General features: G+C 61.7%; 27 protein-coding genes. 17 read left to right on the plus strand and 10 right to left on the minus strand.

What is annotated here, in order from left to right:
* Positions 1-237 precede the first annotated feature (237 nt).
* Positions 238-630 (plus strand): hypothetical protein, encoded by a 393-nt coding sequence (locus WMO46_RS12125; protein WP_019151113.1) that lies wholly within the window; start codon positions 238-240, stop codon positions 628-630.
* A 110-nt stretch (positions 631-740) separates the two neighbouring features.
* On the opposite strand, the gene WMO46_RS12130 is transcribed toward WMO46_RS12125, so the two are convergent.
* Complete coding sequence (locus tag WMO46_RS12130; RefSeq protein ID WP_276714833.1) at positions 741-1265, minus strand: GNAT family N-acetyltransferase; 525 nt, start codon at positions 1263-1265, stop codon at positions 741-743.
* Positions 1266-1460: 195 nt separating this feature from the next.
* Between WMO46_RS12130 and WMO46_RS12135 the strand changes: the two genes are divergently transcribed.
* The 4 genes from WMO46_RS12135 to WMO46_RS12150 all read left to right on the plus strand — a co-directional run bounded on the left by WMO46_RS12135 (position 1461) and on the right by WMO46_RS12150 (position 4874).
* Positions 1461-1898 (plus strand): Hsp20/alpha crystallin family protein, encoded by a 438-nt coding sequence (locus tag WMO46_RS12135; protein ID WP_019151111.1) that lies wholly within the window; start codon positions 1461-1463, stop codon positions 1896-1898.
* Positions 1899-2043: 145 nt separating this feature from the next.
* Positions 2044-2784 carry a (Fe-S)-binding protein gene (locus WMO46_RS12140; RefSeq protein WP_276761765.1) on the plus strand — a complete coding sequence of 247 codons (741 nt, stop codon included), beginning with the start codon at positions 2044-2046 and terminating at the stop codon, positions 2782-2784.
* A complete protein-coding gene (locus WMO46_RS12145) occupies positions 2781-4145 on the plus strand; it encodes a lactate utilization protein B (protein WP_278966596.1) in 1365 nt (454 codons plus the stop codon). Before WMO46_RS12140 ends, WMO46_RS12145 begins: the two co-directional genes overlap by 4 nt.
* A gap of 147 nt (positions 4146-4292) precedes the next feature.
* A complete protein-coding gene (locus WMO46_RS12150; RefSeq protein ID WP_196017583.1) occupies positions 4293-4874 on the plus strand; it encodes a LutC/YkgG family protein in 582 nt (193 codons plus the stop codon).
* On the opposite strand, the gene WMO46_RS12155 is transcribed toward WMO46_RS12150, so the two are convergent.
* Together WMO46_RS12155 and WMO46_RS12160 are read right to left on the minus strand one after the other, a co-directional pair.
* A complete protein-coding gene (locus WMO46_RS12155; RefSeq protein WP_278966598.1) occupies positions 4871-5311 on the minus strand; it encodes a GNAT family N-acetyltransferase in 441 nt (146 codons plus the stop codon). The genes WMO46_RS12150 and WMO46_RS12155 overlap by 4 nt on opposite strands.
* 3 nt (positions 5312-5314) lie before the next feature.
* On the minus strand, positions 5315-6163 hold the full coding sequence (locus tag WMO46_RS12160) for a 4Fe-4S binding protein (protein ID WP_278966599.1): 849 nt from the start codon (positions 6161-6163) through the stop codon (positions 5315-5317).
* 183 nt (positions 6164-6346) lie between these two features.
* On the opposite strand from WMO46_RS12160, the gene WMO46_RS12165 reads away from it, so the two are divergent.
* Positions 6347-7024 carry a SagB/ThcOx family dehydrogenase gene (locus tag WMO46_RS12165; RefSeq protein WP_276714817.1) on the plus strand — a complete coding sequence of 226 codons (678 nt, stop codon included), beginning with the start codon at positions 6347-6349 and terminating at the stop codon, positions 7022-7024.
* A gap of 62 nt (positions 7025-7086) precedes the next feature.
* Here the strand turns inward: WMO46_RS12165 and WMO46_RS12170 are convergent, their stop codons facing one another.
* The gene (locus WMO46_RS12170; protein WP_278966601.1) at positions 7087-7668 is read right to left on the minus strand and encodes an NUDIX hydrolase; all 582 of its coding nucleotides are present in this window, start codon (positions 7666-7668) and stop codon (positions 7087-7089) included.
* 103 nt (positions 7669-7771) lie between these two features.
* Between WMO46_RS12170 and WMO46_RS12175 the strand changes: the two genes are divergently transcribed.
* Both WMO46_RS12175 and WMO46_RS12180 read left to right on the plus strand, forming a co-directional pair.
* A complete protein-coding gene (locus tag WMO46_RS12175) occupies positions 7772-9058 on the plus strand; it encodes an L-cysteine desulfidase family protein (RefSeq protein WP_195498246.1) in 1287 nt (428 codons plus the stop codon).
* Positions 9052-10359 (plus strand): histidine-type phosphatase, encoded by a 1308-nt coding sequence (locus WMO46_RS12180; RefSeq protein ID WP_278966603.1) that lies wholly within the window; start codon positions 9052-9054, stop codon positions 10357-10359. The genes WMO46_RS12175 and WMO46_RS12180 overlap by 7 nt, the downstream gene beginning before the upstream one ends.
* A 57-nt stretch (positions 10360-10416) precedes the next feature.
* Here the strand turns inward: WMO46_RS12180 and WMO46_RS12185 are convergent, their stop codons facing one another.
* From WMO46_RS12185 to pepE, 4 genes are all read right to left on the minus strand, one after another.
* Positions 10417-11643 (minus strand): 3-deoxy-D-manno-octulosonic acid transferase, encoded by a 1227-nt coding sequence (locus WMO46_RS12185; protein WP_129651703.1) that lies wholly within the window; start codon positions 11641-11643, stop codon positions 10417-10419.
* Between the two features lie 121 nt (positions 11644-11764).
* Entirely contained in the window at positions 11765-12130 is a 366-nt protein-coding gene (locus WMO46_RS12190) for a YraN family protein (protein WP_278966605.1), read from the minus strand.
* Positions 12127-12969, minus strand: coding sequence for a prephenate dehydrogenase (locus WMO46_RS12195; RefSeq protein WP_019151099.1), 843 nt, complete (start codon positions 12967-12969; stop codon positions 12127-12129). Before WMO46_RS12195 ends, WMO46_RS12190 begins: the two co-directional genes overlap by 4 nt.
* Positions 12970-12984: 15 nt before the next feature.
* The gene (pepE, locus tag WMO46_RS12200) at positions 12985-13686 is read right to left on the minus strand and encodes a dipeptidase PepE (RefSeq protein WP_278966608.1); all 702 of its coding nucleotides are present in this window, start codon (positions 13684-13686) and stop codon (positions 12985-12987) included.
* A 178-nt stretch (positions 13687-13864) separates the two neighbouring features.
* Between pepE and WMO46_RS12205 the strand changes: the two genes are divergently transcribed.
* Genes WMO46_RS12205 through WMO46_RS12220 form a run of 4 tightly spaced genes read left to right on the plus strand, consistent with a single transcriptional unit; the run spans position 13865 to position 16827 of the window.
* Positions 13865-14101 carry an acyl carrier protein gene (locus WMO46_RS12205; RefSeq protein WP_018694937.1) on the plus strand — a complete coding sequence of 79 codons (237 nt, stop codon included), beginning with the start codon at positions 13865-13867 and terminating at the stop codon, positions 14099-14101.
* A gap of 46 nt (positions 14102-14147) precedes the next feature.
* Positions 14148-15395, plus strand: coding sequence for a beta-ketoacyl-ACP synthase II (gene fabF, locus WMO46_RS12210; protein ID WP_129651706.1), 1248 nt, complete (start codon positions 14148-14150; stop codon positions 15393-15395).
* Positions 15396-15431: 36 nt separating this feature from the next.
* Positions 15432-16208 (plus strand): ribonuclease III, encoded by a 777-nt coding sequence (rnc, locus tag WMO46_RS12215; RefSeq protein ID WP_276761964.1) that lies wholly within the window; start codon positions 15432-15434, stop codon positions 16206-16208.
* Positions 16189-16827, plus strand: coding sequence for a JAB domain-containing protein (locus WMO46_RS12220; RefSeq protein WP_349094423.1), 639 nt, complete (start codon positions 16189-16191; stop codon positions 16825-16827). The genes rnc and WMO46_RS12220 overlap by 20 nt, the downstream gene beginning before the upstream one ends.
* A 73-nt stretch (positions 16828-16900) precedes the next feature.
* Here the strand turns inward: WMO46_RS12220 and WMO46_RS12225 are convergent, their stop codons facing one another.
* Positions 16901-18178, minus strand: coding sequence for a BACON domain-containing protein (locus WMO46_RS12225; protein ID WP_349094424.1), 1278 nt, complete (start codon positions 18176-18178; stop codon positions 16901-16903).
* Between the two features lie 341 nt (positions 18179-18519).
* On the opposite strand from WMO46_RS12225, the gene WMO46_RS12230 reads away from it, so the two are divergent.
* The 5 genes from WMO46_RS12230 to WMO46_RS12250 are packed head-to-tail and all read left to right on the plus strand — an operon-like array spanning position 18520 to position 21848.
* Positions 18520-20064 (plus strand): glycine--tRNA ligase, encoded by a 1545-nt coding sequence (locus tag WMO46_RS12230; protein ID WP_288661322.1) that lies wholly within the window; start codon positions 18520-18522, stop codon positions 20062-20064.
* Between the two features lies 1 nt (position 20065).
* The gene (ruvX, locus tag WMO46_RS12235) at positions 20066-20479 is read left to right on the plus strand and encodes a Holliday junction resolvase RuvX (RefSeq protein ID WP_129651707.1); all 414 of its coding nucleotides are present in this window, start codon (positions 20066-20068) and stop codon (positions 20477-20479) included.
* A complete protein-coding gene (def, locus tag WMO46_RS12240) occupies positions 20476-21021 on the plus strand; it encodes a peptide deformylase (RefSeq protein ID WP_019151091.1) in 546 nt (181 codons plus the stop codon). Before ruvX ends, def begins: the two co-directional genes overlap by 4 nt.
* Before the next feature lie 7 nt (positions 21022-21028).
* Complete coding sequence (locus WMO46_RS12245; protein ID WP_019151090.1) at positions 21029-21331, plus strand: TRL-like family protein; 303 nt, start codon at positions 21029-21031, stop codon at positions 21329-21331.
* Positions 21324-21848: a hypothetical protein gene (locus WMO46_RS12250; RefSeq protein WP_242493192.1), complete on the plus strand. Its 525-nt coding sequence runs from the start codon at positions 21324-21326 to the stop codon at positions 21846-21848. The genes WMO46_RS12245 and WMO46_RS12250 overlap by 8 nt, the downstream gene beginning before the upstream one ends.
* 72 nt (positions 21849-21920) lie before the next feature.
* Here the strand turns inward: WMO46_RS12250 and WMO46_RS12255 are convergent, their stop codons facing one another.
* The gene (locus WMO46_RS12255; RefSeq protein ID WP_129651708.1) at positions 21921-22382 is read right to left on the minus strand and encodes an outer membrane beta-barrel protein; all 462 of its coding nucleotides are present in this window, start codon (positions 22380-22382) and stop codon (positions 21921-21923) included.
* Positions 22383-22399: the final 17 nt, after the last annotated feature.

The following is a 22399-nucleotide window of genomic DNA, read 5'->3' on the forward strand; positions in this document are numbered from 1 at the left end:
CCGCGCTTTTTGCTACCTTTGGTGTCGTAACGACACGTTTATTAGCTGTAACGTTTTGTCGCATTGGCCGCGATTGGGTTTTGGAACGGTTCCGCTTTTTGTTACCTTTGGTGTCGTAACGACACGTTTATTAGCCGTAACGTTTTGTCGCATTGGCCGCGATTGGGTTTTGAAACGGTTCCGCTTTTTGTTACCTTTGCGAATGATTGCCGCCGCGTGCGGCCGAACAAAAGAGTTATGAAAAAATATTGGGGCATCATCACGGTCCTGCTTGCCGTCGGGCTGGCCGTGTTCTTCTATTTCCGCTTCTATTTCGTCTTCGGCGAAGGCGTGAAGAGCGGGGAACTGAACTACGTCGTTTACAAGGGACTCGTTTTCAAGACTTACGAAGGCAAACTGATCCAGACGGGCATCCGTTCGAAGGCCGCCGGGTCGATCCAGTCCTATGAGTTCGAATTTTCGGTCGAGGACGAGGCGCTCGCCCGCGAACTGATGCTGCAAGGCGGCAAGACCCTCGAACTGCACTACCGGGAGTATTTCGGTGCGCTGCCCTGGCGGGGTTTCACGAAATTCGTCGTTGACAGCATCGTCACCGCACGTCCCGCACCGGCCGATCCGCTCGGCATATAGTCTGCGCCGCGGGGCGCCGGTCTTGCCCGGCTACACGCCCGGTTGCGTGCCCGGCTCACGCTTGGCCGTGTCGCACCGCGCCGTGATGGCTGCCCGCGGAGCCTTCCCGCTCAGAGCCTCTTCTCGAACGCCAGCCGTTCGCCGCTCCGGTAGACGACCTTTCCGCAGAAGGTGAATCCCATGCGTTCGAGCAGCCGCAGCATGGGACGGTTGTCATGGTTGGTGTCGATGCGGAATGCGCCGATGCCACGTTCCCGGGCCATCTCCTCTGCATGGCGCAGGAACTCCGCCGCCACGCCCTTGCCGCATTCGCCGTCGGCGACGGCCATGCGGTGTACCACTACGTAAGGCCCGTCGGTGAGCCATTCGCCTTCGAGGGCCTCGTAGGCCGGTTCTCCGTTGAACGCTACCGCGCCGTAGGCGATGATCGCACGGCATTCCCTGACGCCGGGCCTGCACAGCACATAGCCGCAGCCGCGGCCGATGTCCGCCGAGATATGTCCCGGGGCGGGATACCCGTCCTGCCATTGGCTGCTGCCTGCTGCGCGCATCCGGGCCTGCGCCTGCCGGATGATCTGCATGATGAGGGGCGCCTCGCGGGGCACCGCCTGCCGGAATGTCGATTCTTGGTCCATGTCGCAAATGTAAACAAATGTCGCCGCAATGTCGTTCTGTCAGGACATTTTTTCAGTATTTGTGACAATTCGTGACATTTTATCATTCTTTCGTGCATGGCACAGGATTTGACCGTATAGGGATAAATCCGCTCCGGAGGGGGCGGGCGAAAGGAAACGAATGTTAAACCAAAATAATTCAAGGAGGACAAAACTATGGTACCTGCAAGACGTAATCAGAACTGGCTGCCGAGCATTTTCAACGATTTTCTGGGCAACGATTGGCTCGTAGAGCGCCGCAACGCCACGGCTCCGGCCGTCAACATCCTGGAGAACGACGACGAATACAAGGTCGAAGTGGCTGCTCCGGGCATGACCAAGGAGGATTTCAAGGTTCATCTCAACGAGGACAACGAACTGATCATCTCGATGGAGAAGAAGAACGAGTCCAAGGAGGAGGACAAGGAGCATAAGGGCACTTACCTGCGCCGGGAGTTTTCCTACACGCAGTTCCAGCAGAGCCTGCTGCTGCCCGACAACGTCGAGCGCGACAAGATCTCGGCCAAGGTCGAGAACGGCGTGATGACCATCGAGATCCCGAAACGCAAGGTGACGGAGGCCGCTGCCGCCGCCCGACGGATCGAGATCAAGTGAAAAATGCACCCGAAACGGGAGGGACCGGGATACCGGGCCCTCTTTTTTTGTAATTTAGCGGACGGAAAGTCATTGCCGATGCACGAATCCCGGAAAAATCCGTATCTTCGGTAGGGTTCGGGCCGGCATTAAAATGGAAAAACGAATGAAGGTCGGATTGTTCATTCCCTGTTACGTCAATGCGGTGTATCCCCAGGTGGGCCGGGCGTCGTACGAACTGCTGCGCAAGGTCGGCTGCGAGGTCGAATACCCGCTGGACCAGACCTGCTGCGGTCAGCCGATGGCCAATGCGGGGTTCGAAAAGGACGCCAAGGCGCTGGCGGAACGCATGAACGCGCTGTTCGAAAAATACGATTACGTCGTTGGCCCGTCGGCCAGCTGCGTGGTCTTCGTGCGCGAGGGCTATCCGCGGCTGCTGGACGATTACAGGGAGCATGCGTGCGTCGATGCGCGCATTTGGGAGATTTGCGAGTTCCTGCACGACGTGGTGAAGCCTGCGCGGTTGGACGCCCGTTTCCCGCACCGGGTGAGTCTGCACAACTCCTGCCACGGGGTGCGCAAGATGGGGCTCTCGTCGCCCAGCGAGATGAACGTGCCCCTTCGGTCGAAACTCCGCGACCTGCTGGCGCTGGTCGAGGGCGTCGAGGTCATGGAGCCCGAGCGGCGGGACGAGTGCTGCGGCTTCGGCGGGATGTTCTCCGTCGAGGAGAACGCCGTGTCGGTGGCTATGGGGCGCGCTAAGGTCCGGCGGCACATCGACACCGGGGCCGAGTACATCACCGGGGCCGATTCGTCGTGCCTGATGCACATGCAGGGGATCATCGACCGCGAGAAACTGCCGGTGAAGACCCTTCATATCGTTGAAATCCTCAATTCGAAGTTATGAGCACCCATTCCAAAACTGCGAAACGGTTCGTCGCCGACGCCGAACGCATGGCCTGGCACGACAAGGCGCTGTACGCCGTGCGCGAGAAGCGCGACCGGATGATGATGACGGTTCCCGAGTGGGAGGAGCTGCGGCGCCGGTCGTCGGAGATCAAACGCCACACCCTGAGCCGCCTGGGGCACTACCTCTGCAAGTTCGAGCGCAACGCCTCGGCCAACGGCATGACGGTCCATTGGGCGAAGGACGCCGCCGGGATGAACGAGATCGTCTGGCAGCTGGTCCGCGAGCACGGGGGCACGAACCTCATCAAGAGCAAGTCGATGCTCTCGGAGGAGTGCGGATTGACGCCTTACCTGCACGAACGGGGCATAGATGCCGTGGAGAGCGACCTCGGGGAGCGGATCATGCAGCTGCTGCACCGGCCGCCCAGCCACATCGTCCTGCCTGCGATCGCCGTGCGGCGCGAGGAGGTCGGGGCGCTTTTCGAGCGCGAGATGGGCACCGAACCGGGCAACAGCGACCCCACCTACCTGACCCACGCGGCCCGCAGGGCCCTGCGGCCGAAGTTCCTCGGGGCCGACATCTCGATGACGGGCGTTAATTTCGCCGTGGCCTCCACGGGGGCGCTGGCCGTCTGCACCAACGAGGGCAACGCCGATCTGGGCACCTCGTTCGCCGACCTGCACATCGCCATCATGGGGATCGAGAAGGTGATCCCCGACATGGAGGCGCTGGCGGTCTTCACGCGCCTGCTGGCGCGTTCGGGCACCGGACAGCCCGTCACGAGCTACACCTCGCTCTACCGCCGTCCCGCCCCGGGGAAACGGATTCACGTCATTCTGGTCGATAACGGCCGTTCGGAATGGCTGGCCGACGCCGCGCACCGCAACATGCTCAAGTGCCTCCGCTGCGGGGCCTGCATGAACACCTGCCCGGTTTACCGCCGTTCGGGAGGCTATACCTATTCCTATTTCATCCCCGGACCGCTGGGCATCAATCTCGGGATGCTGCGTTCGCCGAAGCTCCACCACGGCAACGTCTCGGCCTGCTCGCTCTGCTACTCCTGTTCGGATGTCTGCCCGGCGCAGATCGACCTCGGGGAGCAGATCTACATGTGGCGGCAGCAGCTGGACGGGATGCACCTGGCCGATCCGGTGAAGAAACTCTCGGTCAAGGGCATGGACTTCGTCATGGGCGGGCGGAGGCGATTCTACGGCGGCATCGCCCTGGCCCGCGCGGCGGAGAAGCTCCCGTGCTTCGTGCTCGAAAACGGGCTCAACCCGTGGAGCGCCCCCGGCCGTGCCATGCCGCCTTTCGCGCCGAAGACTTTCAATGGATGGTGGAAAAAGGCGAATAAGTAGCAAGGCTGTCCGCAACGCTCCTTGCCGCATGGCGGCACCAAGTCCCCTCCTGAGGAGGGGATTTAGGGGTGGGTCGGATTTGTAAACGACGCCGGAGGCGGCGATAACGACCGTGCGATGAGAAAAGCCGGTGAAAAAAGCAAGACAATGAATAGCAAAGAGATCATATTGAAAAAACTTTCGGCCGACGGAATGCCCGAATATCCCTATCCTGCGCCGGGTTTCACGCCCCAGCGCTTCGACGACCCCGCGGCTATGTTCGCCGAACGGCTCGAAGCCGCCGGCGGCCGGGCGGTGCGGATGCTGCCGGGCGAAACCCTCGACGAGGCGGTCCGCCGCTGTTATCCCGATGCGCGGACGATCGCTTCGGCGATGCCCGAACTGAGCGTCGCCACGCTTGACCCCGACGCCGTGGAGGATGCGCGCGAACTGGTCGATGTCGATCTGGGCGTCGTGAAAGGGGCGTTCGGCGTCGCGGAGAACGGTGCGGTGTGGATCGCGCAGGACATCCGCCACAAAGCTCTCTATTTCGGGGCCACGGCCCTCGTGATCGTCATCCCGAAGGATGCGATCGTGGACACCATGCACGAGGCGGTCGTGCGTCCCGAGGTGGACGACTTCGGCTACGGGTGTTTCATGTCGGGGCCTTCGAAGACCGCCGACATCGAACAGGCGCTGGTCTTCGGCGCCCACGGGCCGATGTCCGTGACGGTGCTGATCCGGGCTTAAAGCGACAGGTGGAGAATGGGGTAGGGGCGGCCCGAGGGGTCCGTCTCGCTGCGCGAAACGACGCGGAAACCCATTCGGGCGTAGAATCCCGCGGCCTGCGCGTTCTGCTCGTTGACATCCACGCGCCGTACGCCGCGGCGGGCGATGAGATATTCCACGAGTTCGCGCCCCAAACCTCTCCCGCGCTTCTCGGGCGCGACGAACAGCATTTCGAGTTTTCCGGCTTCGACGCCCGCAAAGGCTGCGAAGCCGTTTTTTTCGTCCCGGATCACGTGGAGCTCCTCCACGCCCGGAAGCGCCTCCTCGCGCACCATGCGGCGGAAAAAGGCGATGTCCTCCGGGGCGAGGAAGTCGTGCGTGGCGCGTACCGACCGCTCCCACAGATCGGTCAGGGCTTCCAGTTCGGCGGGCGCCGGGGATTCGATGCGTTCGATCATGTTCTATAAACGGGTTACGGGCGGTTTGCGTCGGGTGAAGTTGCGTGCGAGGGCTGCGGCGAAGGGGGTTTGGAAACTCCGCGCCCCGACCGGGCATCCCTTGACGCAGGCGCAGCAGCGGATGCAGCGCGCCGGATCGGTGTGCGTTTCGTCGCCGCGGGCGATGGCTTGCGTGGGACAGATCGCCGCACAGCGGCCGCAACGGGTGCAGAGGTCGGCATTGCCTGCGGGCAGATAGACGACGGGATTTTTCCGCTGCCGGCGGCGGTAGCCCAGCACAAAGCGGATGAACCGCAGCATCGGCAGCAGCGGTGTCCGCACGTCTTTCAGCCCGGCGGCATCGACCGGCGTGAGGTTCCCGGCGGCGAGTTTTTCGCGCACCGCGGCGCCGAACGCCTCGGCCTCTGCGAGGTCCTGCGCATCGGGGCGTCCCGCGGCGACGGGCGTTTCGGGGGTGCTGTACGAATGCTCCCCGACGAAAGCCCCGGCGGCCACCGGGACGAATCCCTGCCGCGAGGCCAGTCCGGCCAACTCCGCGACGGCTTTTTCGAATGCCCGGTTGCCGTAGACGGCGATGACGACGGCGGGAGTGCCTTCGCCCCGGAGCGTTTCGAGCCGCTTCACGGCCGTCGGGGCGACGCGGCCCCCGTAGACCGGGGCGGCGATCACGGCCACGGTGTCGGCGGGGAGCGTTGCGGGTTGCCCGGCCGAGTGCGTCAGGTCGATGGTTTTCAGCGGGACAGATGCGACGGTTCCGGTCGCGGAGGCGATTCCCCGGGCCACGGCCGCGGCGATTTTTTTCGAGGTTCCCGTCGGCGAAAAGACGACGGTATGGATGGTTTCGGGTTTCATGCGGGCAAAGTTACGAAAAAATCCCGCGCTTCGGGGTGCGTTTTGCGGAATCGGGCTTTCGGACCGCTGTTTCCGTGCGGGGATCGCCGCCGGGATCGCTTCGTCGAGGAATGCGTGCGGATAAATTTGCTATTGTGCTTCGCGTGCATTATTTTTGCCGGGAACCGAAAAAAACGCAAGACTATGAAAACGAAACTGTTTGCCTGTGCCGCGCTGCTGCTGGCGGCGTGCGGAGGCGTCCCGTCGGCCCAAAAGGCCGCGGAGAGCCGGACCGAAGTGAAACACGGCCCCGAGATCGTCCTTTCGGCCCCCGATACGGTGGGCGGAGCGACCGTCGGTCAGGCGTTGGCCGCCCGTCGTTCGTGGCGCGAGTACAGCGCCGAGCCGCTGACGCTCGAGGAGCTTTCGGGCGTGATGTGGGCCGCCGCCGGCATCAACCGTCCGGACCAGGGGCGTCTGACGGCTCCTTCGGCGCTGGCGCTCTATCCGATCCGCGTCTACGCCTTCTTCGCCGAGGGCGCGTATGCCTACGATGCCCGGGCGCACAAACTCGTGCGCGTCGCCGAGGGCGATCTCCGCAAACTGGCCGGAATGCAGGATTTCGTCTTCAAGGCGCCCCTGAATTTGGTCTATGTCGCCGACCTTTCGGTCTACGACGGGAAGAACATTCCGGCGGAGCACGTCCGCTACCTCTGCGGGCAGGATGCCGCGGGGTATGCCGAGAACGTCAATCTGTACACGGCGGGTCACGGTCTGCGTTCGATCACGCGCGGCAGCCTTCCCGAAGCGGAGCTGATGGCCGCCCTCGGGCTCGATCCGTCGCGCTGCTTCGCGGCGCTGGCCCAGACCGTCGGCAAATAGCCGTCCGGTCTCCGAAACGCAAGGAGCGGTCCCCGAGGGGCCGCTCCTTTTTCATCGGGCCGTCACTCCTCCCGGGGTTCTTCGGGCGGAGCGGGGTTTTCGGCGAAGTATCGCCACAGCGGCGCGGTCATCAGGGCCTGCCGGATGCGGTCGCCGCGCAGCAGCTCCAGCACCTCCGCGCGCGTCAGGAGATGCACGCGCAGGTCCTCCGTCGGGTCGAGGTGCTGTTCGCCGATCCGCCCGACCCCCGTGGCGAGGAAGCAGTGGGTGAGGTTGTTCTGTGTCGCGGGATTGGCCGAGACGGTCATGAGCAGCCGCCATTCGCCGCCGCCGTAGCCCGTCTCTTCGGCCAGTTCGCGCTGTGCCGCGGCGAGCATCGACCCGTCGGAGGGTTCCGACACGCCGGCGGGTATCTCGTAGGAGGTCTCCCCGAGGCCGTGGCGGTATTGGTCGATGAAGACGAAGCGTCCGTCGCACGTGATGGCGATGACGTTGATCCAGTCGGGGTATTCGAGGACGTAATAGTCGGGAATGCGGCGTCCGTCGGGCAGTTCGAGGCTCTCGTGGCGGACCGTGAACCACGGTTCGCGCGCGAGGTATTCGCTCGTGAGGACTTTCCACTTGCGGTTTTTCGGATTTTCCATGATTCGGTTCGTTGTCTGTTGACAAAAATAGTGAAAAATCGCTATCTTTGATGTCGCTGCCGTAACGGCGCTTCCATTTGTCATATTCTAAGAATAACCCGCTATGCTGTCTTTATCCGAACGACGCAGAATCATAGATCTCATCAACCGCGAGGTGGTGCCCGCCATCGGGTGCACCGAGCCGATCGCCGTGGCGCTGTGTACGGCGCGCGCCGCGGAGACGCTGGGCGCCGGGCCCGAAAGGATCGCCGTGCGACTGAGCGCCAACATCCTCAAGAACGCTATGGGCGTCGGGATTCCCGGAACGGGGATGATCGGACTGCCGATCGCCGTGGCTCTCGGGGCTTTGATCGGCCGTTCGGAATACCGGCTGGAGGTGTTGCGCGACGTGACGCCGGAGGCCGTGGAACGCGGCCGGGAGATGATCGGCCGGCGGTGCATCTCGATCGGATTGAAAGAGGGCGTCTGCGAAAAGCTCTACATCGAGGCGGAGGTCGAAGCCGCCGGGCATCGGGCCGTGGCGGTCATTGCCGGCGGACATACGGATTTCGTCTTCGTGAGCCGCGACGGCGAGGTGTTGTTCGACAAGCGGACCCCGGCGGGGTGCGACGAGGAGGCGGGGGAGGTGCCCCTGACCCTGGCCCGGGTGTGGGATTTCGCCATGACCTCGCCCGTGGAAGAGCTGCGCTTCATCCTCGAAACCCGCCGTCTGAACATGGCCGCCGCCGAACGGTCGCTGGCCGGGGAGTACGGCCACTGCGTGGGCCGCACGCTGCGCTGCGACCGGGAGCGGAAGGTGATGGGCGACAGCCTCTTCACGCGGATTCTCTCCTACACCTCGGCGGCCTGCGACGCCCGGATGGCCGGGGCGATGATTCCCGTGATGAGCAACTCGGGCAGCGGCAACCAGGGCATCGCCGCGACGCTTCCCGTGGCGGTCTATGCCGACGAAGTGCATGCCTCGGAGGAGCAGACGATCCGGGCGCTGGCGCTGAGCCACCTGACGGTGATCTACATCAAACAGAGCCTCGGGCGGTTGTCGGCCCTGTGCGGCTGCGTGGTGGCGGCGACGGGTTCGAGCTGCGGCATCACCTACCTGATGGGCGGCGGTTACGAACAGGCGGCCGCGGCGGTGAAGAACATGATCGCCAACCTGACGGGGATGATCTGCGACGGCGCCAAGCCCAGCTGTGCGATGAAACTCACGAGCGGCGTCTCGACGGCCGTGCTCTCGGCGATGATGGCTATGGACGGCCGCTGCGTCAGTTCCGTCGAGGGCATCATCGAGGAGGATGTGGACCGCTGCATCCGCAATCTGACGGCCATCGGCCGCGAGGGCATGGATGAGACCGACCGGCTCGTGCTCCGGATAATGACCAACAAATGCTGATTATGAGATACTTTACCCTGAAAACCCGGCTGCTGGCGTTGTCGCTGCTGGCCGCGATCTGCGCTGCGGCGCAGCCCACCCCTGCCGAGTTCGCCGCGCATCCCGAACGCTCGGCGGGCATCTACCACTCCTACGAATACCTGCCCGGTCCCGCGACGCCGGTTCCCGCGGGCTACGAACCTTTCTACATCAGCCATTACGGCCGTCACGGCAGCCGCTACCACTCCTCGGAGAAGGCGTACGACCGGCCTCTCGGCGTTCTGCTGCAAGCCTCCGAGGCCGGTAAACTGACTCCTAAGGGGCAGGAGGTTTTGGCGAAGGTCGAGGCGCTGGCCGCAGATGCGTACCTGCGTTACGGGGACCTTTCGCCCCGCGGAACGGCCGAGCACCGGGGCATCGCCGAGCGCATGTATGCGGCCTGGCCCGAGGTCTTCTCGACCGACGGCGGCCGCGTGTGCCGCGTCGAGAGCCGTTCGACGCTCGTGCCGCGCTGCATCCTGAGCATGGCGGCCTTCAACGAACGTCTCAAAGAGCTGAATCCGGCGATCACGACCACCCGCGACGCGAGCGGCCGCTATCTCGACTATATGGCGCGGGGGAATTCGCTGGTGCTTGCCCGCAAGGCGGTTGCGGCGGTCGCCGACAGCCTGAGCCGTGCGCGGCTGAACCCCGACCGTCTGGTGCGGTCGCTGGTCACCGATCCCCGGGCGGTCGCCGAGCCGCTGGAGCTGATGCAGGATCTTTACATGCTCGCCAGCATCGTCCAGGACGTTAGCCACCTGGGCATCGAACCCTTCTACGACATCTTTACCGACGAGGAGCTCTACTCGCTCTGGGAGTGCGAGAACGCCCTTCGCTATATGCAGATGGGGCCCTCGGCCCGCTTCGGGGACCCGATCGTCGCCGATGCCGGGGCGTTGCTGCGCAACATCGTCGAGACGGCCGACGAGGTCGTCCGGGGTGAGTCGGACCTCTCGGCTTCGCTGCGCTTCGGGCACGACACCTGCATAACGCCGCTGCTGGCCCTGCTGGGCGTCGAGGGTGCTTCGACGCGCGTGGAGTCGCTCGACGACGTTGCCGCGGTGTGGAATGCCCAGACCGTGACGCCGATGGGCACCAACATCCAGTTCGTCTTCTTCCGCAATCCCGCGACGGGCGATGTGCGGGTCCGCGTGCTGCACAACGAGCGCGACGCCCGGCTGCCGATCCCCGGAGGTCCCTATTATCCGTGGAAGGAGTTGAAAAAGCATTGCGAATCGCTCTATTTTACGAGTGATTCTCCGGCTCCGGACGCCGATTGAAAATGAAACGTGCAGCCTCCTTCGTGGAGGCTGCACGTTTTTTCGGAGATTGCCGGATCAGTGGAAGATCGTCTTGACGATGATGTCCGTCGCACCCTGATGGCGCGTGGTGTAGTCCTTGGCGATGCGGCTGGTCTTCTGGAGGAACTCTTCGTTGTCGCGCAGGGGGACGAACCACGCCCGCAGCTGCTCGTAGTCGGCGACCGAACGCGCCGCGCCGAGCGTCACCAAATCGCGGGCCTCCTTGAATTTCTGGTAATTGGGACCGAATGCCACCGGAAGGCCGAACGTCGCGGCTTCGAGCGTATTGTGGATGCCGACGCCGAATCCGCCGCCGATGTAGCTCCATGTGGCGTAGCCGTAGACCGATGCGAGGATGCCCACGGTGTCGAGGATCAGCACCTGGCGCGACCCGTACGAGGTGCGGGGCGTGCATTGCGTGTAGCGCAGCGCGCCGCCCTTGATCTCGGACATCAGGTGCGCGATGCGCCCCTCGTCCATCTCGTGAGGCGCGACGACGAATTTCACGCAGGGATTGTCGTTGATCAGCCGGATCAGCAGCTCTTCGTCGGGCTCCCACGTGGAGCCTGCGACGAACAGCCGGTCGTCGGCCTTGAAGCGTTCGATGACATCTATCTGCTTGGCCGTCCGGGCGATCTCGGCGACGCGGTCGAAGCGCGTGTCGCCGGCCACCAGCACGTTGTCGAATCCGAGCGTCGCCAGCAGTTTTTTCGACTCCTCGTTCTGCACGAACATCACGTCGAACGACTCCAGCGCCTGCCGCCACATGCCGCCGTAGGGGCGGAAGAAGACCGAATTGCGCCGGAAGATGGCCGACACGACGTAGGTGCGGACCTTGCGGCGGCGCAGTTCGCGCAACAGGTTGAGCCAGTATTCGTATTTGACGAAGATTGCGATTTCGGGACGGGCGATGTCGAGGAACCGGCGGGCGTTGCGCGGCGTGTCGAGCGGCAGGTAGAAGATGTAGTCGGCGCCCTTGTAGTTCTTGCGGATCTCGTAGCCCGAGGGCGAGAAGAAGGTGACGAGGATCTTGTATTCGGGACGGGTCTTGCGGATCTGTTCGATGATGGGGCGTCCCTGCTCGAACTCCCCGAGCGAGGCGACATGCACCCAGACGATCCGGGCGGAGGGGTCGATTGCTTCCCGCATGCGGCGGAAAAGGTCTTTGCGGCCTTCGAGCCAGAGCCGGGCCTTCTGATGACGCGGCGCTACGAGGCGTATGGCCCATACATAGAGAAGCAGACCGAAATTATAGAACCACATCGGTATTTACGGTGTTGAGGTTTTCAGTTTCTTGTTCCCTGTGCCCCGGCCGTTCGCGGCTCAGCGTCAGGAAGTTTTTTTCAGTCCGGCAAAGATAGCACAATTTGTCGGAACTGCAAAATTACCAGTTGTATTCCAGTGCATTTTCGATCAGCTCGACGCGGATCGTACCGTCGGGAAACGCCTCGGCCGCAGCCAGGTCGAACTGCACTTCGCCCTCCCAGCCCGTCGTGTGCAGGTAGCATTCGGCGGCGCGGCTCAGGGCCCGGAATTTCCGCTGCGTGGCGGCCGCTTCGGGCGGCGTGAGCGATCCCGCCCGGCGGGTTTTGACCTCCACGAAGTGAAGCACGCCCTCTTTCAGGGCCACGATGTCCAGTTCGTAGCGGCCCTGCCGCCAGTTGAGGGCGCGGATGTCGTACCCCTCGCGGCGGAGGTGTTCGGTCGCGGCCCGCTCGCCGGCCTGTCCCGTTTCGGCCGTCGTCGTCAATGGATGATGCGTTGAATGGTGTTGGCGCGCTCCATGGCGTTTTTCAGCCCCTCGGCGTCGTCGCGTTCGAGCATCCGGCGCATGATCTGCAACTGGTGGATGTGCTCGCGCAGGACATCCAGCACGTTGTACTTGTTTTGCAGCAGGATCGGCACCCACGTCGCCGCGGAACTCTTGGCCAGACGCACCGTGCTCTCGAAACCGCCGCCCGCCAGGTCGAAGATGTGGCGCTCCTCGCGCTCCTTTTCGAGCACCGTGAGGGCCAGCGCGAACGACGTGACGTGCGAGATGTGCGAGACGTAGGCTGCGTGCAGGTCGTGTTCCTCGGGGTCCATGTAGACCGCCGGGCAGCCCAGCGTGCGGAAGATCCGCTCGACGACCGCCAGCGCGTCCTTGTCGCTGCGGACGGTGTCGCACAGCACGACGCTGCGCCCCGTGAAGGCGCCCCGCTGAGCGGCTTTCGGGCCGCTGTACTCCGTGCCCCACATCGGGTGTGCGGCGACGAAGCGCCCGCGGTGCGCGTGCATCGAAATCACCTCGCACAGCTCGCTTTTGATCGAACCCATGTCCATCACCACCTGCTTGTCGTTCACGCGGTTGAGGGCCTTGACAGCCATCAGCGGAATGGTGTCGGCGGGGGTGGCCAGCACCACGAGGTCCGCCTCGGCGACGCCCTCTTCGAACGTCACCATGCGGTCCGCCAGCCCCAGTTGCAGGGCTTCGGCGGCGTGTTCTTCGGAGTTCTCCACCCCGAGTATCTCCTCCGCGAGTTCGTGGTCGCGCAGGGCCAGGGCGAACGAGCCTCCGATGAGGCCCATGCCCGCAATCAGTACTTTCATAGCGGATATACCTATTTATAATAAAAAAGAGAGATCGCCGCCGGGTTCGACCTCGAACGTTTCGACTCCCTTGCGGAACATCCGCATCGGGCGTTTGCCGATCAGCTCCAGTTTCCCGTTCTCCAGCCGCAGCATGCACCCTTCGCGCAGTCCGGCCACCCAGCGGCGCGGATTGGCTTCGATGTACTCCAGAATGCGCTGCTCGCGCGTCTCGCCCGCGTGTCCCGCGGGGTTGGCGTCGAGGTAGTGGGGGTTGATCTGGAACTTCACGGCCCCGATGGCCCCGAACGATTCGGGCTCCACGATGGGCATATCGTTGGTGGTGCAGATCGTCGGACAGCAGACGTTGCTGCCGGCGGACCATCCTACGTAGGGGGTTCCGGCCTTGATTTTGCGGAGGATGGCCTTCATCAGCCCCTGCTGCTGCATCTTTTTGGTCAGGGCGAAGGTGTTGCCGCCGCCCACGCAGACGGCTTCGGCCGTGCGGATCAGCGCGGCGGGGTCTTTGGCCCGGTGGACCGAGCGGACGCGGATGCCGAGTTCGGCGAAACGCGCCTGCACCTTCTTCTCGTATTCGGCGTAGGAGAAGGTGACCGCGGCATAGGGCACGAAGACCGCTTCGCGCACCCCGTCGAGAAACCGGCCTATTTCGGGCAGCGGATAACGCAGATATTCTTCGCCGGCATTGGTCGAATTCGAGATCAGAAGCAATTTCATAAGGATATGGTTTTGAACGTATTAATTAAAATTTTGTGCTAAATGTCGAAAAAGTTGTGAATAAAAAATCGGGCCGTTTTGTCAAAAGTAATAAAAAAAGTGTTACTTTTGCGCAAAATTGCTCTGGAAATGTATATGAACTATTTCCAAATAATTGTTTAACTAAAAAATTAAAATTATGTCAGAAGTTCAATCAAAAGTTGTCGAGATCATCGTCGACAAACTGGGTGTCAAGGAGTCGGAGGTAGTACCCGAAGCAAGCTTCACCAACCACCTGGGCGCAGACTCGCTCGACACCGTAGAGCTGATCATGGAGTTCGAGAAGGCTTTCGATATCCAGATCCCGGATGAGGACGCTGAGAAGATCGCTACCGTAGGTGACGCCATCAAGTACATCGAGGAGCACAAGAAATAATTTTTTCTTTTAGAATTTCGTTCACGGCCAACAAAGCCTTAAATTTATGACAGGAAGAAGAGTAGTTGTTACGGGCATCGGTACGATCAACCCGCTCGGTAATAATATAGAGGAGTTTTTTTCGAATCTGGAGAAGGGAGTCAGCGGTGCCGCACCGATTACTCATTTCAATGCCGAAAAGTTTAAGACCCAATTCGCTTGTGAAGTAAAGAATTACGACCCGGCTCAGTATTTCGACCGCAAGGAGGTTCGCAAATACGACCTGTTCACCCAGTATGCCCTGATCGCCGCCACGCAGGCCGTGGAGGATTCGGCCCTCGATCTCGAGAAGGTCGATAAGGAGCAGGTGGGTGTCATTTGGAGCTCGGGCATCGGAGGAATCAAATCTTTCTTCGATGAGTGTCTGGGCTGGGCCGCCGGGGACGGAACCCCGCGGTTTAGCCCATTCTTTATTCCCCGCATGATCTCCGACATCGCTGCCGGTTTCATCTCCATGAAGTACGGCTTCATGGGGCCGAACTACTGCACCGTGTCGGCCTGCGCTTCGTCGAACCACGGCATCATGGCCGCTTTCGACGCCATCCGCTACGGCAAGGCCGACGTGATGGTGGCGGGCGGTTCGGAGGCTGCGGTCAACGAGCCTTCGGTCGGCGGCTTCAACTCCATGCAGGCGCTTTCGACGCGCAACGACGATCCGCAGCACGCTTCGCGTCCTTTCGACAAGGACCGCGACGGATTCGTGATCGGCGAGGGCGCCGGGGCGCTGATCCTCGAGGAGTATGAGCACGCCAAGGCGCGCGGTGCGAAGATCTACTGCGAGGTCGTCGGCGGAGGCGCTTCGGCCGACGCCTACCACTTCACGGCTCCCCACCCCGAGGGCAAGGGTGCCATGAAGGCGATGCGCGACGCCATCAAGGACGCCGGCATCAAACCCGAGGACATCGACTATGTGAACGTGCACGGAACCTCGACCCCCGCGGGCGACATTCCCGAGCTGAAAGCCGTAGCGGGCGTTCTGGGCGAGCACGTGTACGATGTCAACATCTCCTCGACCAAGTCGATGACGGGCCACCTGCTGGGTGCCGCCGGAGCCGTCGAGGCCCTGGCCTGCATCTTTGCGATGACGCACGGCGTGGTGCCCCCCACGATCAACTGCGAGAACCTCGATCCTGGGATCGACCCGAAGTTGAACCTGACGCTCAACAAGGCGCAGAAACGCGATGTGAAATGCGCGCTGAGCAACACGTTCGGATTCGGCGGTCATAACTCGACGATCATTTTCCGCAAGCTCTAACCCCGTTGACGACCCGTTGCCGTGATTGATTTTCTATTGCGTCCGCTGCGGCGGAATTACGGGCGTGACCGGGCGTATTACAGAATTGTCGATGATCTGTTCGGATTCATTCCGCACAACATCGAACTTTACAAGCTGGCTTTGATTCACAAGTCAGCTTCTTTGGTTTTGGAGGACGGCCGTTCGATCAACAACGAGCGCCTGGAGTATCTGGGCGACGCGGTGATCGAGGCCGTGACTTCGGACTATCTCTTCATCGAATACCCCGACCGCGACGAGGGGTTCATGACCCAGCTGCGGTCGAAGATCGTCTCGCGCCAGTCGCTCAATGCGCTGGCGGTGAAACTGGGGCTGGATGTCCACGTGATCTCGAACGGCGGGGCGGGCATCTCTCAGAAGCATATCTACGGCGACGCCTTCGAGGCGATGATGGGGGCGGTCTATCTGGATCAGGGGTATGAGTTCGTCAACCGCCTGCTGATTAACGATATTTACCTGCGGTTTCTGGATTTGGAGGAGCTTACCGAGTCGGAGACCGATTTCAAAAGCCGCTTGATCGAGTGGAGCCAGAAGAACCGCCACCGGATCGAGTTCCGCACGGAGCACGACAAGGAGTATGCGTCGAACCACCCGGTGTTCTGCTGTACGGTGCTGATCGACGACATGGAGGTGGGGCACGGCGCCGGGGAGTCGAAAAAGGAGGCCGAGCAGCATGCGTCGTTCTCCGTGGCGCAGTATCTGAGCGACGAGCAGTGCGCCTCGCTGTTGGACAAGGTCGATCGTCTGAGAGCCCATGAAAAATATCCACGATAAAATGGCCGCACGGGGTGTGGAGGCTTTGGACGATGCCGAGCTGCTGACCCTGCTCACCGAGGACGGGCAGGCGGCCCGGGCGTTGCTGGAGGCTTACGACGGTTCGCCGGCGCGTATCGCCGGGGAGTCCGAAGCCCGCCTGCGCATGGTCGGCGGATTGGGATTGAAACGGGCGCGGATGCTGCTGGCGGCCGCGGAGTTCGGACGCCGCGCGGCAGCGGACCGGGCTGCGGAGGCCGATTCCGTGGCGACGAGCGACGACGTGGTGCGGCTGTTCCGGCCGCAGCTGCAACGCCTCGCCCACGAGGAGTGCTGGGTGGTTTATCTCACTTCGTCGAACCGCATCATCGAGCGTCAGCGCGTGAGCCAGGGCGGGGTGACAGGCACGGTGGTCGATCACCGGCTGATCGTCAAACGGGCGCTGGAGCTGCTCGCCACGCAGCTGATCCTGATCCACAACCATCCTTCGGGCACCCCCGAGGCGAGCGGGCAGGACAAGGCGCTGACCGAGCGGGTCGCGCGCGCCGCGGAGTTGTTCGACATCCGCCTGCTGGACCACATCATCATCGCCCGCGAGGGGGATTTCTCGTTCCGCCGCGAAGGGTTGATGGGGCGGTAGGTCTCCCGGGGGGGGAGTAAAATAAACGGCGGTCTTTGTAAGACCGCCGTTCGGTTTTCGGGAGGAAAGTCCGTCAATAGAAAATCCGGTGCGTTTCGGTCTCCTTGTAGCCTCGTTCGGAAAGGATCGTTTCATTGTCGCCTTTTCGCTGGAAACACTCCACCTCCTGAGACCAGATGACCTCGGTGATCCGTCCATCGACCTGCTTCCATTCGATCCGCTCGTTCAGGGCTCTGAAACTGATAATTGATCCGTCGGGTAATGGCTCGACCGAGAACATGCTCTCGTCCGGATAGCTGTTCGTCAGATGGGCGCTGCGTTTGCCCAGCCGCCCGATTCCGGAGAGTATCGCTCCCATGGAGAAGTCGGTGTCCTCGATATCGGGGCATACGTCGAACAGGAGCGCATTGAGGTCGAGGTTGCACAATGCGGGCGTGTTGGACAGGTCGGTGTGGTATTCGAGTTCGTAGCTGAAATAAATGGAGTCCGGTTTCGAGTGGATGTCGAGACCGGTGAGGTCGTTGCCGCTCCAGCGGCAGACCGTGCGCGGGTAGTAGTGGGTTTCGTCGCCCTCGTAGGTGCACTCCTTGCAGCAGCCGTTGCCGTCGTAGGCGAAGGTCCAGCGTTCGGGACCGTTGTCGTTGCGGGCGGCGACGGCGCGCCCTGCATCGTCGAGCGTGACGGTGTACGATCCCTTTTCGGGCGATTCCGTCGTTTCGGCGGACAGTTTCAGGGTCTTGGCGTCGGGATAGCTGATCCGGAGGACTTCATCCATGACATCGGCCGTGTTCTCCGGGGTGTCGTCCCATTCGTAACTCGTGAGGCGTCCGGCATCGTCGTATGCGAAGTGGCTGGTCGAAGTCCATCGCTCCGGCTCCGAATCGCCGCTGTTCCGGATTGTCCGCCAGTAGTTTTCGATGCGCGTTATCCGGTTGGCCGGCATCGGTTCGATGGGGTCGTCCGAGCCCTCCTGCGTGACGGTGATCTCGATCTTCGACGTGCCGCACGTGATGACGATCGTCGCCGAACGCGACGCTTCCGACGTGTTGGATTCGAGGGTGATTTTCAGCGTGTAGCTGCCTGCCGCGTCGCCGTGGTCGGGCGAGATTCCGATCCAGTCGGGGGCTTCGGCGCGGGTCTTTTCGGCGATCGTCGAGGTCCACGCCCCTTCGGTCGTGAAGGTTACGCCCCGGGCGGCCTGCGTGTCGTCGGCCGTGACGGTCTGTTCCAGTTGCCGGGTGTCCGGGACCTTGATCTGCCCGAAATCGCCCGAATAATCCTCGTCGCTGTCGCTGCACGATGCGAGCAGCGCGGCGGCCATGAAGGCCATGAAGAATTTTGCTGTTTTCATTTTTTATTTTGTTTAAGGGATGTGTTTCCGTCCCGGCAACAAAAGGCGCAGGCAAAATTCCATATCCACATGTGAGGTATTGGACGACCCGAATGGTAGAATGATGGAATATGCCCACGCTGAAAAACAGCGAGAGCATCAACCTTTGTTCCTTACCATTCGCGAAAGTGTCCAATTTTCACATGTAAGAAAAAAGCCGATGCGCTTTTTATCGTCGTATGTCGGCGGCCCTCGCAGGCTGCCGGCACAAATATAGAAATAAAATCCGTATCGGCGGCGGCTTTTATTATTTATTTTGTACTTTTGTAATTCGGTAAATCAGTAAAGTAAAACAGATTGCGATGACTCAGGAAGAACTTTTCAAGAAACTTGTCGCCCATTGCAAGGAGTACGGCTTCGTATTCCCTTCGAGCGAGATATACGACGGACTCGGCGCCGTGTACGATTACGGGCAGAACGGCGTGGAGCTGAAGAACAACATCAAGCGCTATTGGTGGGATTCGATGGTCAAACTGCACGAGAACATCGTCGGCATCGACGCCGCGATCTTCATGCACCCCAAGACCTGGGAGGCTTCGGGACACGTCGCGGCGTTCAACGACCCGCTGATCGACAACAAGGATTCGAAGAAACGCTACCGTGCCGACGTGCTGGTCGAGGAGTGGCTGGCCAAGCAGGACGAGAAGATCGAAAAGGAGGTCGAGAAGGCCCGCAAGCGTTTCGGCGCCGATTTCGACGAGGCCAAATACCGCGAAACGTCGCCCCGTGTGGCGGAGACCGCGGCCAGACGCGACGAGGTGCACAAGCGGTTCGCCGATGCGCTGAACGCCAACGACCTTGGGGAACTGCGCCAGATCATCATCGACTGCGAGATCGCCTGTCCGATCTCGGGCACCCGCAACTGGACCGAGGTGCGGCAGTTCAACCTGATGTTCTCGACGCAGATGGGCTCCACGTCCGAGGGCGCGAGCACCATTTACCTGCGTCCCGAGACGGCGCAGGGTATCTTCGTCAACTTCCTGAACGTCCAGAAGACCGGCCGCATGAAGATTCCGTTCGGCATTGCGCAGATCGGCAAGGCTTTCCGCAACGAGATCGTGGCCCGTCAGTTCATCTTCCGCATGCGCGAGTTCGAGCAGATGGAGATGCAGTTCTTCGTGCGCCCCGGGACCGAGATGGGGTGGTGGAACGAGTGGAAGAACACCCGCATGGCCTGGCACCGTGCGCTGGGCTTCGGCGACGACAACTACCGCTTCCACGACCATGACAAGCTGGCGCACTACGCCAACGCCGCCACGGACATCGAATATAACTTCCCGTTCGGCTTCAAGGAGGTCGAGGGCATCCACTCGCGGACGGATTTCGACCTGGGCAGCCATCAGAAGTTCTCCGGCAAGAAGATCCAGTATTTCGATCCGGAGACGGGCGAAAGCTATGTCCCCTATGTGGTCGAGACCTCGATCGGCGTGGACCGCATGTTCCTGCAAGTGATGTCGGCGGCCTACACCGAGGAGCAGCTCGAAGGCGGCGACTCGCGCGTCGTGCTGAAATTCCCGCCCGCACTGGCCCCGATCAAGGTCGCCGTGCTGCCGCTGGTCAAGAAGGACGGCATGCCCGAGGTGGCGCAGAAGATCGTCGATCGGCTCAAATACGACTACAACGTCGTTTACGACGAGAAGGATTCCGTCGGCAAGCGCTACCGCCGTCAGGACGCCATCGGCACGCCGTTCTGCGTGACGGTTGACGGACAGACGCTGGAGGACGGCACCGTGACGGTCCGCCACCGCGACACGATGCAGCAGGAGCGCGTCAAGATCGAAGAGCTGCATGCGATGGTCGATGAGGAGTGCTCCTACCGCAAGCTGTTCAAAATGCTGAACCTCTGATTTGGGCCGCATTCTTGCCATAGACTACGGGACCCGGCGCACGGGGATTGCCGTGAGCGATCCCCTGCGCCTGATCGCCGGAGGTCTGGAAACGGTCCCGACGAAAGAGCTGGAGACGTGGCTGGCGAAATATTTCGCCCGGGAGGACGTTAGTACGATAGTTGTGGGAAAACCCTCGCGGATGGACGGCACGCCCTCCGAGACGTGGAGGTTCATCGAACCGCTGGCCGGACGCCTGCGGCGGGCGTGGCCCGACAAGGAGGTGGTTTTCTACGACGAACGCTTTACCTCGGTGATGGCCCACCGCACGATGCTCGAAAGCGGCATCGGCAGGATGGCCCGCCGCGACAAGGCGTTGGTGGACAAAATATCTGCAACGATCATATTGCAGAGTTATATGGAATTTAACAAATGATCTATCCGATTGTAATTTACGGGGATGAGGCGCTTCGCAAACGCTGCGAAGAGATAACGCCCGATTACCCCGACGTGAAAAAACTGGCCGAGGATATGTTCCTCACGCTCGAAGAGGCCGAAGGAGTCGGTCTTGCCGCTCCCCAGATCGGCAAGAACATCCGTCTGTTCATCGTCGATTGCACGCCGTGGGGCGAGGAGGACCCCTCGTGCGCCGACTACAAGCGCGCTTTCATCAACCCCGAGATTTACGCCTATTCCGAGGAGAAGAGGACCTACAACGAGGGATGCCTCTCCTTCCCCGGCATCCATGCCGACGTGTCGCGGTCGCTGGCGATCCGCATGCGTTACCTGGACACCGATTTCGTCGAGCACGACGAGGAGTTTACGGGGCTCAAGGCGTGGGTCATCCAGCACGAGTACGACCATATCGAAGGCGTGGTCTTCACCGACCGCATCGCCCCGCTGCGCCGCCAGCTGCTCAAAGGAAAACTGTTGAATCTGGCGAAGGGGAAATACCGCTGCGCCTACAAAACCAAATAATGCGATTATGAAAAAAATCTTTACGCTGGCATTCGCGGCCATGATGTTCGTCGGATGTGTCAAGTCTCCGCTCGTGGGAGGCATCTATACCGATGTGAAGGACGGGCTCGCCGTTACGGGCAACGCCGGGTCGAGCAAGGTGGGCACCGCCGAGGCCAAAGGCTATGTGGGCGTCGTCGCTCTGGGCGATGCGAGCATCCAGGCCGCAGCCCGCGAGGCCGGCATCACGCGCATCCACCACGTAGACTATCAGGCCAAGTCCTATGTCGGGGTCTACACGATCTACACGATCATCGTCTACGGTGACTAAACTCGGGCTGCTGGCTGCGTTTTGCGCCGTCGGGGGCGTGCTGACGGCCTCGGGGCAGAACATTCGCAGCCACTACGTCTCGAAGGCCGAGAGCGACGGCGTGATTTACCACACCTTTCCGGTGACGCTCTTCGAGAGCCGGGAGGCGGGCGACCTGACCTTCGACATCACCTACAAGGAGCACCGCGGCGGCCGTGCGACGATCAATTTCACGTGCCGCATGGCGCAGGCCGTTCCGGCCGATTCGGTGCGTTTCGTCTCGGGACGGGTGGTGCTGGCGGGGCCTGTGGAGAAGCTCTACCTCGAACCGGAGAAGAAGGGGTGGAAACACCGCTACACCTTCGACGCCGACGGTTCGCTGCTCTGCGGATTCTTCGACGAGGGGGCCGAGCCCGAAGTGACGCTCTATGCCGGGGAGCGGCCTTATGTCTATCGGGCGAAGCGTTCGGCGTGGCGCAGTTACGCCCCGATCGGATATAAGATTTTCGAGATGATCCATGTGAACGAGAGGCGCTGAGCGCCGCCGGTGACAAAATGAAATCCCGGAAACCTCGAAGGTTTCCGGGATTCGTTTTATCCGCTATCCGGCTTAGAACTTGTAAGCCGCGCCGATGCTGATGACTACGGGATTCTTGCGCCAGTCGTCGAACATAGGCTGCCATTTCAGGCCGGCCGAGAGGTCCCAGTTGCGGGCCACTTCGAAGTCGAAGCCGCCGCCGATGTTCAGACCTGCGGCCCATTTGCCGATGTCGTTGGCCGTGAAACCTACTGCGGGATAGACGCTCCAACCGCTGCCCAGGTGGAAGAGATACTGGGCGTCAACGCTGATGTCGATCGAGCAGCCGCTGTGCAGCAGAGCCATGAGCGACGGCTCGATGCGCCAGTTGTCCGTGATGCTGTAACGGCCGAACGCTCCCAGACCTACCACGGCGTCGCCCGTGTTGGTGTAGATGTTCATGCGGGGGCCCAGCGCCCAGTTTCCTTTGTCCTGCGCCGACACTGCCGATACTGCGAACAGCGCGACGATCGCCGAAAATAAGAACTTTTTCATTTTTCCGTTTTTTATAT

Source organism: Alistipes intestinihominis (assembly GCF_040095975.1).
Lineage (GTDB): Bacteria > Bacteroidota > Bacteroidia > Bacteroidales > Rikenellaceae > Alistipes > Alistipes senegalensis.

Bases quoted from the DNA above. Each gene is read 5' to 3' on its own strand.
- WMO46_RS12125 (WP_019151113.1), top strand. From the start codon at position 238: ATGAAAAAATATTGGGGCATCATCACGGTCCTGCTTGCCGTCGGGCTG.
- WMO46_RS12130 (WP_276714833.1), bottom strand. From the start codon at position 1,265: ATGGACCAAGAATCGACATTCCGGCAGGCGGTGCCCCGCGAGGCGCCC.
- WMO46_RS12135 (WP_019151111.1), top strand. From the start codon at position 1,461: ATGGTACCTGCAAGACGTAATCAGAACTGGCTGCCGAGCATTTTCAAC.
- WMO46_RS12140 (WP_276761765.1), top strand. From the start codon at position 2,044: ATGAAGGTCGGATTGTTCATTCCCTGTTACGTCAATGCGGTGTATCCC.
- WMO46_RS12145 (WP_278966596.1), top strand. From the start codon at position 2,781: ATGAGCACCCATTCCAAAACTGCGAAACGGTTCGTCGCCGACGCCGAA.
- WMO46_RS12150 (WP_196017583.1), top strand. From the start codon at position 4,293: ATGAATAGCAAAGAGATCATATTGAAAAAACTTTCGGCCGACGGAATG.
- WMO46_RS12155 (WP_278966598.1), bottom strand. From the start codon at position 5,311: ATGATCGAACGCATCGAATCCCCGGCGCCCGCCGAACTGGAAGCCCTG.
- WMO46_RS12160 (WP_278966599.1), bottom strand. From the start codon at position 6,163: ATGAAACCCGAAACCATCCATACCGTCGTCTTTTCGCCGACGGGAACC.
- WMO46_RS12165 (WP_276714817.1), top strand. From the start codon at position 6,347: ATGAAAACGAAACTGTTTGCCTGTGCCGCGCTGCTGCTGGCGGCGTGC.
- WMO46_RS12170 (WP_278966601.1), bottom strand. From the start codon at position 7,668: ATGGAAAATCCGAAAAACCGCAAGTGGAAAGTCCTCACGAGCGAATAC.
- WMO46_RS12175 (WP_195498246.1), top strand. From the start codon at position 7,772: ATGCTGTCTTTATCCGAACGACGCAGAATCATAGATCTCATCAACCGC.
- WMO46_RS12180 (WP_278966603.1), top strand. From the start codon at position 9,052: ATGCTGATTATGAGATACTTTACCCTGAAAACCCGGCTGCTGGCGTTG.
- WMO46_RS12185 (WP_129651703.1), bottom strand. From the start codon at position 11,643: ATGTGGTTCTATAATTTCGGTCTGCTTCTCTATGTATGGGCCATACGC.
- WMO46_RS12195 (WP_019151099.1), bottom strand. From the start codon at position 12,969: ATGAAAGTACTGATTGCGGGCATGGGCCTCATCGGAGGCTCGTTCGCC.
- pepE (WP_278966608.1), bottom strand. From the start codon at position 13,686: ATGAAATTGCTTCTGATCTCGAATTCGACCAATGCCGGCGAAGAATAT.
- WMO46_RS12205 (WP_018694937.1), top strand. From the start codon at position 13,865: ATGTCAGAAGTTCAATCAAAAGTTGTCGAGATCATCGTCGACAAACTG.
- fabF (WP_129651706.1), top strand. From the start codon at position 14,148: ATGACAGGAAGAAGAGTAGTTGTTACGGGCATCGGTACGATCAACCCG.
- WMO46_RS12220 (WP_349094423.1), top strand. From the start codon at position 16,189: ATGAAAAATATCCACGATAAAATGGCCGCACGGGGTGTGGAGGCTTTG.
- WMO46_RS12225 (WP_349094424.1), bottom strand. From the start codon at position 18,178: ATGAAAACAGCAAAATTCTTCATGGCCTTCATGGCCGCCGCGCTGCTC.
- WMO46_RS12230 (WP_288661322.1), top strand. From the start codon at position 18,520: ATGACTCAGGAAGAACTTTTCAAGAAACTTGTCGCCCATTGCAAGGAG.
- def (WP_019151091.1), top strand. From the start codon at position 20,476: ATGATCTATCCGATTGTAATTTACGGGGATGAGGCGCTTCGCAAACGC.
- WMO46_RS12245 (WP_019151090.1), top strand. From the start codon at position 21,029: ATGAAAAAAATCTTTACGCTGGCATTCGCGGCCATGATGTTCGTCGGA.
- WMO46_RS12255 (WP_129651708.1), bottom strand. From the start codon at position 22,382: ATGAAAAAGTTCTTATTTTCGGCGATCGTCGCGCTGTTCGCAGTATCG.